This is a genomic window from Amycolatopsis sp. NPDC058340, from assembly GCF_042723975.1.
In the GTDB taxonomy this organism is placed as follows: domain Bacteria; phylum Actinomycetota; class Actinomycetes; order Mycobacteriales; family Pseudonocardiaceae; genus Amycolatopsis.
In genome coordinates, this window is sequence record NZ_JBHXIB010000008.1 from 185,124 (window position 1) to 197,564 (window position 12,441).

10 protein-coding genes are annotated in these 12,441 nt (G+C 70.0%); 7 read left to right on the forward strand and 3 right to left on the reverse strand.

Translation table 11 applies throughout. The features are described from left to right. The first annotated feature begins 67 nt into the window (after window positions 1-67). Complete coding sequence (locus tag ACFWIW_RS13510) at window positions 68-1,327, forward strand: Bcr/CflA family multidrug efflux MFS transporter (RefSeq protein ID WP_378368699.1); 1,260 nt, start codon at window positions 68-70, stop codon at window positions 1,325-1,327. A gap of 34 nt (window positions 1,328-1,361) precedes the next feature. On the opposite strand, the gene ACFWIW_RS13515 is transcribed toward ACFWIW_RS13510, so the two are convergent. Then, a complete protein-coding gene (locus ACFWIW_RS13515; protein ID WP_378368700.1) occupies window positions 1,362-2,591 on the reverse strand; it encodes an NAD(P)/FAD-dependent oxidoreductase in 1,230 nt (409 codons plus the stop codon). Between the two features lie 196 nt (window positions 2,592-2,787). On the opposite strand from ACFWIW_RS13515, the gene ACFWIW_RS13520 reads away from it, so the two are divergent. From ACFWIW_RS13520 to ACFWIW_RS13530, 3 genes are all read left to right on the forward strand, one after another. Next, a complete protein-coding gene (locus ACFWIW_RS13520; RefSeq protein WP_378368701.1) occupies window positions 2,788-3,006 on the forward strand; it encodes a hypothetical protein in 219 nt (72 codons plus the stop codon). A 58-nt stretch (window positions 3,007-3,064) separates the two neighbouring features. Then, the gene (locus tag ACFWIW_RS13525) at window positions 3,065-5,038 is read left to right on the forward strand and encodes an SDR family oxidoreductase (protein ID WP_378368702.1); all 1,974 of its coding nucleotides are present in this window, start codon (window positions 3,065-3,067) and stop codon (window positions 5,036-5,038) included. 114 nt (window positions 5,039-5,152) lie between these two features. After that, a complete protein-coding gene (locus ACFWIW_RS13530; RefSeq protein ID WP_378368703.1) occupies window positions 5,153-6,961 on the forward strand; it encodes a hypothetical protein in 1,809 nt (602 codons plus the stop codon). 71 nt (window positions 6,962-7,032) lie between these two features. Here ACFWIW_RS13530 and ACFWIW_RS13535 read toward each other — a convergent pair whose 3' ends face one another. Beyond that, complete coding sequence (locus ACFWIW_RS13535) at window positions 7,033-8,349, reverse strand: PLP-dependent aminotransferase family protein (RefSeq protein WP_378368749.1); 1,317 nt, start codon at window positions 8,347-8,349, stop codon at window positions 7,033-7,035. Between the two features lie 118 nt (window positions 8,350-8,467). Between ACFWIW_RS13535 and ACFWIW_RS13540 the strand changes: the two genes are divergently transcribed. Both ACFWIW_RS13540 and ACFWIW_RS13545 read left to right on the forward strand, forming a co-directional pair. Then, on the forward strand, window positions 8,468-9,295 hold the full coding sequence (locus ACFWIW_RS13540) for an ABC transporter ATP-binding protein (RefSeq protein ID WP_378368704.1): 828 nt from the start codon (window positions 8,468-8,470) through the stop codon (window positions 9,293-9,295). 32 nt (window positions 9,296-9,327) lie between these two features. After that, complete coding sequence (locus tag ACFWIW_RS13545; RefSeq protein ID WP_240594351.1) at window positions 9,328-9,984, forward strand: O-methyltransferase; 657 nt, start codon at window positions 9,328-9,330, stop codon at window positions 9,982-9,984. Window positions 9,985-10,068: 84 nt separating this feature from the next. Here ACFWIW_RS13545 and ACFWIW_RS13550 read toward each other — a convergent pair whose 3' ends face one another. Then, on the reverse strand, window positions 10,069-12,009 hold the full coding sequence (locus ACFWIW_RS13550) for a transglycosylase domain-containing protein (protein ID WP_378368705.1): 1,941 nt from the start codon (window positions 12,007-12,009) through the stop codon (window positions 10,069-10,071). A gap of 100 nt (window positions 12,010-12,109) precedes the next feature. On the opposite strand from ACFWIW_RS13550, the gene ACFWIW_RS13555 reads away from it, so the two are divergent. Next, on the forward strand, window positions 12,110-12,439 hold the full coding sequence (locus tag ACFWIW_RS13555) for an ArsR/SmtB family transcription factor (RefSeq protein WP_378368706.1): 330 nt from the start codon (window positions 12,110-12,112) through the stop codon (window positions 12,437-12,439). The last annotated feature ends 2 nt before the right edge of the window (window positions 12,440-12,441 follow it).

Sequence of the window (12,441 nt, forward strand, 5' to 3'; positions counted from 1 at the left end):
AGCGGGAATAGTTACCTACTCTAAGCAAGTTATTCCTCGCGGAACCATGACTGGGGAAGGAACGAGCATGACCATCGCGCCCGAGCGAGTGGAAGAACCCGTCGCGCGACCTCTCACGACCGGACGCGCCCGGTTCGTCCTGATCCTCGGCGGCCTGTCCGCCTTCGGGCCACTGTCCATCGACATGTACCTGCCCGCGCTGCCGCAGATGGCGGGCGAACTGCGCGCCGCGGACGCGACCGTCCAGCTGACGCTGAGCGCGTTCATCATCGGGCTCGCCCTCGGGCAGCTGATCCTCGGACCGCTGTCCGACGCGATCGGCCGCCGCAAACCGCTCGTCGCCGGGCTCGCGCTCTACATGGTCGGCTCGATCCTGTGCGCCGTCGCCCCGACCGCCGAACTGCTCATCGCCGCCCGCGGGGTACAGGCCTTCGGCGCCGCGGCCGGCATCGTGATCGCCAGGGCGACCGTGCGCGACCTCTACTCCGGCACCGCGATGACGAAGTTCTTCTCGCTGCTCATGCTGGTCAACGGGCTCGCCCCGATCCTGGCGCCGATCATCGGCGGCCAGATCCTGAACTGGACGTCGTGGCGTGGCGTGTTCGTCTGCCTGACCGTGTTCGGCGCGGTCCTGCTCGCCGTCGTCTTCTTCCTGCTGCCGGAGCCGCTGCCCGTGGAGCGCCGCACCCCCGCGCGGTTCGGCTCGGTGCTGCGGAAGTACGCGAGCCTGCTGGGCGACCGCGGCTTCCTCGGCTACGCGCTGGCCTCCGGGCTGATGTTCGGCAGCCTGTTCGCCTACATCTCGGGCTCGTCCTTCGCACTGCAGGGCGTCTACGGGCTCAGCCCGCAGGCGTACAGCCTGGTGTTCGGGCTCAACGGCATCGGCATCGTGGCCGTCGGCCAGCTGAACGGGCGCATCGTCGGACGTTTCCCGGAGCGGACGCTGCTGACCGTCGGCCTCGTCATCGCGGCGGTGGCCGGATTCGGCGTGCTGGCCGCGACGGTGCTTGACCTCGGGCTGATCGGCCTGCTGATCCCGCTGTTCATCCTGGTGTCGAGTATCGGCATGGTCGCGCCGAACGCGAGCTCGCTGGCGCTCGCCGAACAGGCGCGGTCCGCCGGTTCGGCGTCGGCGCTGCTAGGCGTGCTGCAGTTCGTCGTCGGCGGGCTGGCGACGCCGCTGGTCGGGCTGGGCGGTCCGGGCACCGCGGTCCCGATGGGGATCGTGATGGCGGGCTTCGGCGTTCTCGCGCTGCTCGCCTTCGGGACCATGACGCGGCCCGCGACGGCACCGGCACCGGAAGCCCTGGCGCTCTCGCAGGCGTAGGGACTCGTGAGTGGCTAGGACGGTTCTAACCGTCCTAGCCACTCACGAGTCCGTTGAGGTCGGCGGTCCTCAGCTGCTCCGCGGTCACGCTCGTGCGTCCTTCGACCAGGGCCTTCAAAGCGTCCCCGTCATCCCACTGGTTGACGTTCATCGCGGCGGCCACCTGCCCGTCCCGCAGCCAGAACGCGGTGAAGTCGCGCACCGCGAGATCACCCCGCACCACGAGCTCGTCGCTTTCGGGATCGGCGAGGCCGCGGTACTCGCAGCCGAGGTCGTACTGGTCCGAGAAGAAGTACGGGCTTCGCAGGTACGGCTCGTTCTCCCCCAGCAGGTTCCCGGCGACGTGCTCGCCCTGCCACTTCGCGTTCGACCAGTGCTCGACGCGGACGCGTTTCCCGTAGCGGGGATGGAAATGCGCGGCGATGTCACCGATGGCGTAGACGTCGGGAGCGGCCGTCCGCAGGCCGGCGTCGGCGCAGACACCGCCGTCGTCGGACAGTTCCAGCCCGGCGGCGTGCGCGAGGTCGACCCGCGGCGCGGCGCCGACGGCCACCAGCACGACATCCGCGGGAAGCTCGTCACCACTCCGAAGGCGGACACCGGTCACCCCGTCCGGGCCACCGGTGAATCCCGCGACACCTTCACCCAGACGCCAGTTCACCCCGTGCTGGGTGTGGAGGTCCTTGAAGACGCCGGACACCTGCTCGCCCAGCACCGCGAGCAACGGCGAGCCGACCTGGTCGACCACGGTCACCTCGGCGCCGTGTTCCCTGGCGGCCGCCGCGGCCTCGGTCCCGATCCAGCCCGCGCCGACGATCACCACCCGCCGGGCGTCCTTGAACGCCGAGCGGAGCGCCAGCGCGTCGTCGAGCGTGCGCAGGGTCCGCAGCCCCGGCAGATCCCCGCCGGGTACCGGCAACGAGCGCGGCCGGGAGCCGGTCGCGAGCACGAGCCGGTCGAAGCGGTGTTCGCCGCCCGTGTCGTCGTGCACGAGCCGCGCGCCGAGCTCGATCCTGGTCACGGTCGCGCCGCCGGAGAACGCGATGTCCTTCTCGCCGTAGAAACCTTCGTCGTGCACCCAGTCGGGTTCATCGGTTTTGCCCAGCAGAAGTCCCTTGGACAACGGCGGTAATTCGTACGGGCGATGCTCGTCGGCGCCGAGGAGCACGACCTCGCCCTCATAGCCGCGTTCTCGCAGCGTGCCGGCGGCGGTCGCCCCGGCGAGACCGGCGCCGACGATGACGATCTTCCTGGGTTCGGACATCCATGACCTCCCAAGCAGTCCCTCCCCCGGACGCTACTCCCGTTCCTCCCCGACCGGCCTAGCGAAAGCGGAAGTCGATCACGAAACGAGGTATCGGTTAACCCATCAGTAGGAACATGGGGTAATCGGCGTCACGCCCTCGAAAGCGCCTCGTCCCAGCCTCGGACGAGAAAGGGAGATCATGGGATACGGGAGGATGAGGACGTTGGCACCCCGGGACGAATGGTCGGTCGGCTGCCGGGATCTCGCGGGCAGGCGCAGGGACGTGACGGTGTTCGTGAGCAGCGACAAGATCGTGCTCGTGGCGCCGCCCGGAGAGGCCGCCGTACTCGGGCCGCTGGACGTGGGGCGCCTGCGCGCCGCGCTCCGCGACGCCGTGGTCGCGGTGGCCGAAAAGCCGGACCACAGTGAATGACAACTACCGTTCCTACTTCTGAGTAGGTAGAGTCGGCTCCGTTCGGAAGGAGCAGGCCATGACCACCTACTTCGTGACGGGCGCGACGGGTTTTCTGGGAAAACGCCTGGTCGCGCGCCTACTACGGCGACATGAGACCGTAGCCGTCCACGTTCTCGTGAGGGAGACCTCACGCGGGAAGCTCCCGAGCCACGAGAAGCTCGTTCCCGTCACCGGCGATCTGACCGAACCCTCGCTGGGCATCGATCCCGCCCGCCTGGGCCATCTCGACCACGTCGTGCATCTCGGCGCGATCTACGACCTCACCGCGGACGAAGCGGCGAACCGCGCGGCCAACGTCGACGGCACCCGCAACGTCCTGGAGTTCGCCGCCACCGCGAAGGCCGGGCTCTTCCACCACGTCTCGTCGATCGCGGTCGCCGGGCAGTACGCCGGGCGGTTCACCGAGGCCGACTTCGACCTCGGCCAGAGTTTCGCGTCGCCGTACCACGCGACGAAGTTCGAAGCGGAGAAACTCGTGCGACAGCACGGGAAAACACCGTTCCGCGTGTACCGGCCGTCCGCCGTGGCCGGTGATTCGCGCACCGGCGAGATGGACAAGATCGACGGCCCGTACTACTTCCTCCCCGCGATCTCGCGGCTCGCCACGCTGCCCCGCCGTCTCCCTCTCGCCGCCCCGGATCTCGGCGCCACGAACATCGTTCCGGTCGATTATGTCGTCGAAGCGATGGAACACCTCATGCACGTCGACGCGCCCAGTGGCAGCACGTACCACCTCGCGTCGCCCCGGCCGCAACCGCTGCACGAGGTCTACAACGCCTTCGCGCGTGCCGCGGGCGGGCCGAAGATCTCCGCCGTCCTTCCCGCCGGGCCGTCCGGGGCGCTCAAACGCGCCGGCACCCGGCTGGCGAAATCCGCCGCCGCCGGATTCGACCGGGTCCCCGGCGGACGGTCGGCCCGCGCGGCGGTGCTCGCGGAGCTCGGCATCCCGCTCGAGGTCCTGCCGCATCTGAGCATGGAGGTCGACTTCGACACGAGCGCGACCACGGCCGCGCTCGAAGGCAGCGGGATCACCCTGCCGCCGCTGAAGGAGTACGCCGGTCCGCTCTACCGGTACTGGCTCGCCCACCTGGATCCCGATCGCGGCCGCCGCCGTCCCGGGCCGGAACCACTCGACGGCCGCAAGGTCCTCATCACCGGCGCGTCCTCGGGGATCGGGCGCGCGTCCGCGCTGGCCGTCGCCGCGAAGGGCGCCGAAGTGATCCTCGTGGCCAGGCGTGCCGACGAACTCGAACAGGCCCGCGAGCAGATCGTCGCGGCGGGCGGCAAGGCGTCGGCGTACCCGTGCGACCTCACCGACGGCGGCGCCGTCGACGCGCTGGTCAAGGACGTGCTCGCCGCGCACGGTGCCGTCGACATGCTGGTCAACAACGCGGGCCGCTCGATCCGGCGGTCGCTTTCGCTGTCCACCGAACGGTTCCACGACTTCGAGCGCACGATGGCGATCAACTACTTCGGACCCGTGCGGCTCACGCTGGGCCTGCTGCCGTCGATGACCGCGCGCGGCTTCGGCCACGTCGTCAACGTGACCACCCAAGGACTGCAAACGGACACGCCGAGGTTTTCCGCTTACCTGGCCTCGAAGGCCGCGCTGGAGGAGTTCGGGCTGACCGCCGGGCGGGAAACGCTTTCCGACGGCGTCACCTTCACCTCGGTCCGGATGCCGCTGGTGCGCACCGACATGATCACCCCGACCGGCTCCTATCGCGGCATGCCGTCGAGCTCCCCCGAACGCGCCGCCGCACTGGTGGTGAAGGCACTGGAGAAACGACCCGAGATCCTGAACCTGCCCGAAGGCACCGCCGCCGAACTCGTGACGCTCGTCGCACCTAAGACGGCGAGGTTCTTCGCCCACCTCGTCTACCGCGCGATGCCGGAGTCCGCGCCGGAATCCCGTGGCCTGCCCCGGAAGGCCCCGCTCGCCTCGGTGGCGGGCGCGGTCACCAGGCTGGTCTGGCGCCGCCGTCCCTGACGTCCCACCGCCGGGGCTCGATCGGGGGACGCCCCCGGCCGCTACCATCGGTTTCCGATACGCCGGGGGGTCGGCGGGCACGGGCCGAGGCAGGACGAGGCGGGAAGGGGCAGTGTGGACGTCGCCAGTCCCCCGCTGTCGACCGGACCGGACGAGGCGGTGAAACGTCCGTCCAGGACAGTGCTGCGGCTTTCCCTGCACGCGGCGTGGGTGCTCGCGCTCGCCGTCGCCACCGAACTCCGGGTGGGGCGTTTCGGTTTCCACCCGTCGGACCAGGGTTTCATCCTCGCCCAGGCGTGGCGGGTGCGGCACGGGGAGGTCCCGCATTCCGACATCATCTCCGCGCGGCCGCTGGGTTCGGCGTACCTGCACATCGTCGACTTCCTGGTGCCGGGGCCGCTGTTCTTCGTCTCCAGCGTGCTCAGCATGCTGGAGATCATCCTGGCGACCATCGCGTTCGCCGTCCTGGTCACCCGACGCCGCGTCCGTGACTGGGGGCCGGGGCTCACCGGGCTGACGGCGGCCGCGTCGCTGCTGAACCTCAACGCGTTCCCGCTGATGGCGTGGCACACGATCGACGGGATCTTCCTGACCGCGTGCGGCGCCTGGGCACTGGATTCGGGGCTGCGCAACGGCAGGGCGTGGCCACGACGGCTCGGCCTGGTGCTGTTGGGCACCTCGGTGTTCGTCAAACAGAGCTTCGCGCCGGTGCCGCTGATCGCGTTGTGCTGGCTGCTGCTGCACCCGTCGCTGCGCGAGGGCGCGTTCCGCACCGGCCGCTGGTGGGGGCGGCTGGCCTGGGATCTCTTGGCGCTGGGCGCTTTTCTGGTCTTCTATGTCGGAATCGTCACCCTCGACGGCGGGCTCGGCCCGATGGCCGAGCAGCTCACCGGCGGTCTTCCCGCGTACGGCGAGCGGCTTCTCGGGCTGTGGCTGGAAAATCCCGCGTCCCTCCTGCGGCCACCGGCGCGGGGCTTGACGTTCTTCCTGATCGCCGGGGTGTTCCTGGCCCTGCTCGGGATCTTCCGCGACCGCGCCGGTTTCGCCGGGGCGATCCTCGCCCGGCTGCTGCTCCTGGCCGGCGTGGCGGTGGTGGTCGGCACGGTCGTCGACGGGCATTTCACCGGCGCGTCACGCTGGGCGGACGTCCTCTGGTGGATCCTCGGTGTCGCGCTGCTGGTGAACTGGGCGTCGACACGGCGGTTCTCGCGCATGGGCGCGCTCGTCTTCGCGACCGGCTTCATGACCAGCCTGTCGTGGGGGAACGACACCCCGACGTTGTTCACCGGGACACTGGCGCTGACGGCGATCCTGCTGCTGGCGGACGCGCTTCCGCCGCTGCCGGAACCGTCTCGCCGGATCCGGCTGGCCGGTGCCACGGCGATGGGCCTGGTCGCGGTGCTGGCGTCGGGCTGGGCCGTGGTCGCGCATCACGACGAAGCCGCGTACCTCGACATGGCGCACGAGAAGCTGACCGGCGACCTCGGCACGGTGACGCCGTCGATGCGCGGGATCCGGACGAATCCGGGCACGTACACCTACATCTCGCAGATCCAGGACTGCGTCACGCGTTTCCCCGCCGGGCGCACGGCCGTCCTGCCCGACAACCCGTTCGCCTATCCCGCCTTCGGCCTGCGCAACCCGTTCCCGCTGGAATGGCCGCTACCGCTGGAGATCGTCGCCGACGCGCCGGAACGCATGCTCGCGACGGCCGACGGGCTCAACCGCGACGGCGACTACCTGGTGCTGTTCCAGACCGTGAGCATGCCTGCGCTGGCCAAGGGCGGCCCGGTACCCGCCCAGGTCGCGGGGGACGCGCCGATCTTCGACTACCTCGGGCTGGAGAACGCGCTGCGGTCGCGCCTGACCGGGCGGACCGTCACCTGCGGCAGCTTCATCGGCAAGTGGGCCCCGCGCCCCTGACGCGTTTCGTCCTCTGAATGCGGTGGTTCGCGTTGCCAACTACCGCATTCAGAGGACGAAACGCGAGGGGATCAGTCGACGCCGGCGTCCTCGGGGCGGCCGGAGGCGAGTCCGGCGAGGACGTCCAAAGCGGCCGCGAGCGTTTCGAGCGGCGGCGACGAGACGGCGAGCCGCACCGCGTTCGGGGCGTGACCGGGGACGACGGCGAACGCGGCCGCCGGGGTGACCGCGATCCCGCGCCGCGCGGCCGCGGCGACGAAGGTCTCGGCGCGCCAGTGTTCGGGGAGTTCCCACCAGCAGTGGTACGCCTGCGGATCGGCGCGCAGGGTGAATCCGGCGAGCCGCTCCGCCGTCACCCGCTGGCGTTCCGCGGCGTCGAGCCGTTTCGCCCGTTCGACGGTTTCCAGCGTGCCGCCGGTGATCCACCGGGTGGCGGCTTCGACGGCGAGCCGGGGCGCGACCCAGCCACCCGAGCGCACGGCCGCGGCGAGCCGTTCCGTCCATGCCGCCGGGACGGCGAGGAAACCGGTGGTCAGCCCGGGGGCGAGCCGTTTGGACATGCTGTCGGTGAACACCGTGCGTTCCGGCGCGTACGCCGCGAAGGGACGGACCTCGGGCCGCAGGAAGGTGTAGATCCCGTCCTCGATCACCGGGATGTCCATCCGGCGCACGGTTTCCGCCAGCTCGACGCGGCGCGCTTCGTCCATTGTGGACCCGAGCGGGTTGTGCAGCGTCGGCTGGACGTACAGCGCGCGGACGGAAGCGGCTTCGAGCGCCTCGGGAATGAGGCCCCTGTCGTCGGTCTCGATGGGCACCAGCTGGACGCCGAGGCGCCCGGCGAGCGCCTTGACCACGGGGTAGGTGATGGCTTCGACGGCGAGCCGTTCCCCCATCGGCACGAAGGCGGCGATGGCGGCCGCGATGGCCTGGCGCCCGCTTCCGGCGAAGAGGATCTCCGGCTTCCAGCCGTCCTTCGCGATCAGTCCGGCGACGGCGTCACGCGCCTGCTTCGAGCCCGAGACGCTTCCAGGCCGCAATGCCGCCGTCAGGACGTCTTCACGCAGGAGCGGCTCGAGCGCCTTCCCGACCAGCGCGGACTGTTCCGGGAGGACGGCGAAGTTGAGTTCGAGGTCGACCGTCGCGCCACCCGGTTCGGCGAGCGCGGTCTCCAGCGGCGGCCGCCCGGCGCGGACGAACGTGCCCCGGCCGACCTCGCCGACCACGACACCCCGCCGGACGAGTTCGCCGTAGACCCGCGCGGCCGTCGAGTTCGCGATCCCGCGTTCACGGGCGAACCGCCGCTGCGGGGGCAGCCGGTCACCAGGACGAAGCCTGCCAGCCTCGACGTCGGCGGAGATCTCGTCCGCGACGATCCGGTAGTCCTCCATGCCGTCCTTCGATCGCACCGAGTGCATTCATACGATTGCACCGCGGATCATGCCATCGAAGCACGACTGCGACCTACGGAACACCACAACGGCGGACTCCTAGGTTAGCCTAACCTGCGTGGAGACCGTGGAAACCCTCACCGAGCAGAGCACGACGTCCCGCCTGCACGCGGACGCGCTGACGCTCGCTTACGACGGCCGGACCGTGGCCGAAGACCTCGGGGTGGTCATCCCCGACCGGTCGTTCACCGTCATCGTCGGACCGAACGCCTGCGGCAAGACGACCCTGCTGCGCGCGCTCGCGCGGATGCTCAAACCGCGCCAGGGCTCGGTGTTCCTCGACGGCCAGGTGATCAGCTCCTTCCCCGCGAAAGAGGTCGCCCGGCGGCTCGGCCTGCTGCCGCAGAGCTCGATCGCGCCCGACGGCATCACCGTCGCGGACCTCGTCGCGCGCGGCCGGTACCCGCATCAGCGCCTGCTGCGCCAGTGGTCCCGTGAGGACGCCACCGTGGTCGCGGAGTCCATGCGCGCCACCGGTGTCGACGACCTCGCCGAGCGGCTGGTCGACGAACTCTCGGGTGGCCAGCGGCAGCGCGTGTGGATGGCGATGGCCCTCGCGCAGGAGACCGATCTCCTGCTGCTCGACGAGCCGACGACCTATCTGGACATCGCGCATCAGATGGACATCCTCGATCTGTGCGCGGAACTGCACCAGGAGCAGGGCCGGACGCTGGTCGCGGTGCTGCACGACCTCAACCACGCCGCCCGCTACGCGACGCACATGATCGCGATGCGCGGCGGAGAGGTCCTCGCGACCGGAGCGCCCGAAGAGGTCGTGACCGCGGCCAACGTCGAGAAGATCTTCGAGCTGCCCTGCCGGGTCATGCCGTGCCCGGAGACCGGTACCCCGCTGGTGATCCCGAAAGCCGGACGCCGCGCCGCCTGACCGCCTCGGAGTAGGTTGGCGGCGGAGGTGCCATGTCACAGCAACTGTGGTCCGAAGTGGACGACTATCTGTCCGGGGTGCTCGTCCCGTCCGACCCCGCCCTCGAAGGCGCGCGGCAGGCGTCGGACGAGGCCGGGCTGCCCTCGATCGCCGTCGCGCCGAATCAGGGCAAACTGCTCAACCTGATGGCGAGGATGATCGGCGCCCGGTCCATCCTGGAGATCGGCACGCTCGGCGGGTACAGCACGATCTGGCTCGCCCGCGCCCTGCCGCCGCAGGGCAGGCTCGTCACCCTCGAATACGACCCGAAGCACGCCGAGGTCGCGCGCGGCAACATCGAAGCGGCCGGGCTCGGCGGGCTGGTCGACGTCCGGGTCGGCAAGGCGCTGGACCTGCTGCCGTCGGTCGAGGGCCCGATCGATCTGGCGTTCATCGACGCCGACAAGGCCAACAACCCGGCCTACTTCGAAGCGTCGCTGAAGCTCGTCCGGCCCGGCGGCGTGATCGTGGTCGACAACGTCGTCCGCGGTGGCGCGGTGACCGACGCCGCCAGCGAAGACCCGAACATCCAAGGGATCAGGCGGCTGCACGAGATGATCGCCGCCGAACCCCGCGTCGACGCGACGGCGATCCAGACGGTGGGCAGCAAGGGCTACGACGGGCTGACCGTCGTGCTCGTGAAGCCCTGACGGAACCGCCTCGGTCCAGTGGGTCGTGAGTGGTAAGTGTCGTTAGAACGCTCTTTACCACTCACGACCACCTGAGCCCAGGCCTCACCGCGGTGCCGTCGTGGCGGGCCGTGGCCCCGAGCCGTCCGGCCACCGCGCCGGCTGTCCTCGATGGACACCGTTCATGAAGCGCTGCCAGATGTCCGCCGGAAGGGTCCTGCCGGTCAGTTTCTCGCCGGCGGCGTCCCGCATCCGGCGCGGCTCGTCGGAGCCGACCCAGACCGCGGTCGCGAGCTGCGGCGTGTACCCGGCCGCCCAGCCGCCCGCGTTGTCGTCCGTCTCGTTGAACTGGAACTCGCCGGTCTTCAGCGCCGCCGGGCGATCCTTCAGACCGGTGGCCAGCACCTGGCTCATCGTGCCCGCGATCCGGCGGCTCAGCGCCTCGTCCCCCTGGAACGCGGGCGTCTTGTCCGACGGCCGTTCCCAGACAACTTCGCCGTTCTCGTCCCGGATCTTCGACACCAGATGCGGGGTGGCGCGCATGCCGTCGGCGGCGAAGGTCGCGTAGGCACCCGCCATGTCACTGGGGCGTAAGGGATACCGGCCGACCGCGATCCCCGGTCCGATCAGGAACCCGTCCTTCTCGCGCAGGGTCACGACACCGTCGACGGCTTCGGGGATCCCGGCCGCCCGGGCGCCGTCTCGGACGGCTTCGGCGCCGAGCTTCTTCGCCAGGTCCACGAACAGGCCCTGAGTGCCCTTCCCCATCGCCTCGCGCAGCGTGCACTTCCCGGCTTCGCCGCACTGGTCCTGGAACTCGAAGGTCTCGCCCAGGAAGTCGACCGACGCGGGCGCCTTCACCGGTTCGTCCACGTTCACGCCCCGTTCGAGCCCGGCGGCGAGGATGAACGGCTGGAACGTCGAGCCGGTGCCGTACGGCGTGCCCGCGTAGTCGTGCACGCTCCAGCCGCCGCCGTTGTAGGCGCGGATCGCCCCGGTCCCGGGTTCGACGGCGACCAGCGACGCGCGGAAGTGGTCCGGCTGCCCCTTCAACCGCTCCTTGACCGCCTTCTCGGCTTCGGCCTGGGCACGCGGATCGATGGTCGTCTCCACCTTCATCGCGCCGCCGCGGAGCCGGTCGAGCGGGTAGCCGACCTGCTCCAGTTCCGCGAGGACCTGCTGCTTGATGTGGTACTGCTCGTAGGTGACGCGACCGGCGCGGGTCTCCGACGGCGCCTGGATCGCGTCCTCCGGGTAGGTCATGGTGACCGCTTCGGCCTGGCTGACGTAGCCGCGCGCGACCAGCTTGTTCATCACATAGGACCAGCGCTTCATCGCGTGCTCGTGGCTGGAGGCGTACGGGTCGTGCACCGAAGGCGACTGGATCATGCCGGCGAGGAAGGCCGCCTCGCTCCAGGTCATCGAGTCGTCGAGTTTGCGGCCGAAGTAGGCGTTCATCGCCGACGCCGGACCGTAGGTGCCGCGGCCGAACGAGATGATGTTGACGTAGCTCTCGAAAATCTCTTTCTTGGTCTGCTGCTGGGTGATCTTCGTGGCGAGCACGAGCTCGGAGAACTTCCGCGTGAGGGTGGCGTCCTCGTTGCCGGTGGACTTCTTGATGTACTGCTGGGTGATCCCCGAGCCGCCGCCGACGCCGGTCACCAGCGCGCGGCCGAGCCCGGTGAGGTCGAAACCCTCGTTGTCCCAGAAGGTCGGGTCCTCGGTCGCGACGATCGCGTCGCGCAGTTTCGCGGGGACGGCGTCGTAGGGGACGAACAGCCGGTCTCCGCCGGGCGGGACCACCTTGAGCAGTTCGGAGCCGTCCGCGTTCTGCAGGACGACGGTCTTGTCGAGATCGGCGAGGACCTCTTGCGGGCTGCGGACGTCGAGCAGGACGTACGCGAGCCCGAACGCGACGACCGGGATGCCGATCACCAGGCCGAGCGTCCAGGCGGCGACCCGTCGCCACCTGCGCTTCTTCCGTTTCGGCTCCGGGGTGGCCGTGGTCTCCGACTCGGGTGCGTCTGCCTCATCCGGGTTTTCCACGCCAGGTTAGACGCCCGAACGAGTGAAAAGGTTGTGGGAAAGTCACCGGATGGCCACCGGTTCACGACTTGAAGAATTCTTCATTTGATAATGTGCTCAGATGCCCGTCCCCCTGTACCAGGCCAAGGCGGAGTTCTTCCGCATGCTGGGCCACCCGGTCCGGATCCGTGTGCTGGAGCTGCTCGCCGAAGGCCCGAAGGCCGTCCGTGAACTGCTCGCCGAGATCGAGGTCGAGCCCTCCAACCTCTCGCAGCAGCTTGCCGTCCTGCGCCGGTCGGGCATCGTCACCTCGACCCGCGACGGCTCGACGGTGGTGTACGCGCTCGCCGGCGGCGACGTCGTCGAGCTCCTGCGCGCGGCCCGGCGCATCCTCACCGAGCTGCTGGCCGACCAGAACGTCTTGCTCGCCCAGCTACGCGACGCGGAGTGACG

Bases quoted from the DNA above. Each gene is read 5' to 3' on its own strand.
- ACFWIW_RS13555 (WP_378368706.1), top strand. From the start codon at position 12,110: ATGCCCGTCCCCCTGTACCAGGCCAAGGCGGAGTTCTTCCGCATGCTG.
- ACFWIW_RS13525 (WP_378368702.1), top strand. From the start codon at position 3,065: ATGACCACCTACTTCGTGACGGGCGCGACGGGTTTTCTGGGAAAACGC.
- ACFWIW_RS13535 (WP_378368749.1), bottom strand. From the start codon at position 8,349: ATGGAGGACTACCGGATCGTCGCGGACGAGATCTCCGCCGACGTCGAG.
- ACFWIW_RS13515 (WP_378368700.1), bottom strand. From the start codon at position 2,591: ATGTCCGAACCCAGGAAGATCGTCATCGTCGGCGCCGGTCTCGCCGGG.
- ACFWIW_RS13545 (WP_240594351.1), top strand. From the start codon at position 9,328: ATGTCACAGCAACTGTGGTCCGAAGTGGACGACTATCTGTCCGGGGTG.
- ACFWIW_RS13510 (WP_378368699.1), top strand. From the start codon at position 68: ATGACCATCGCGCCCGAGCGAGTGGAAGAACCCGTCGCGCGACCTCTC.
- ACFWIW_RS13520 (WP_378368701.1), top strand. From the start codon at position 2,788: ATGAGGACGTTGGCACCCCGGGACGAATGGTCGGTCGGCTGCCGGGAT.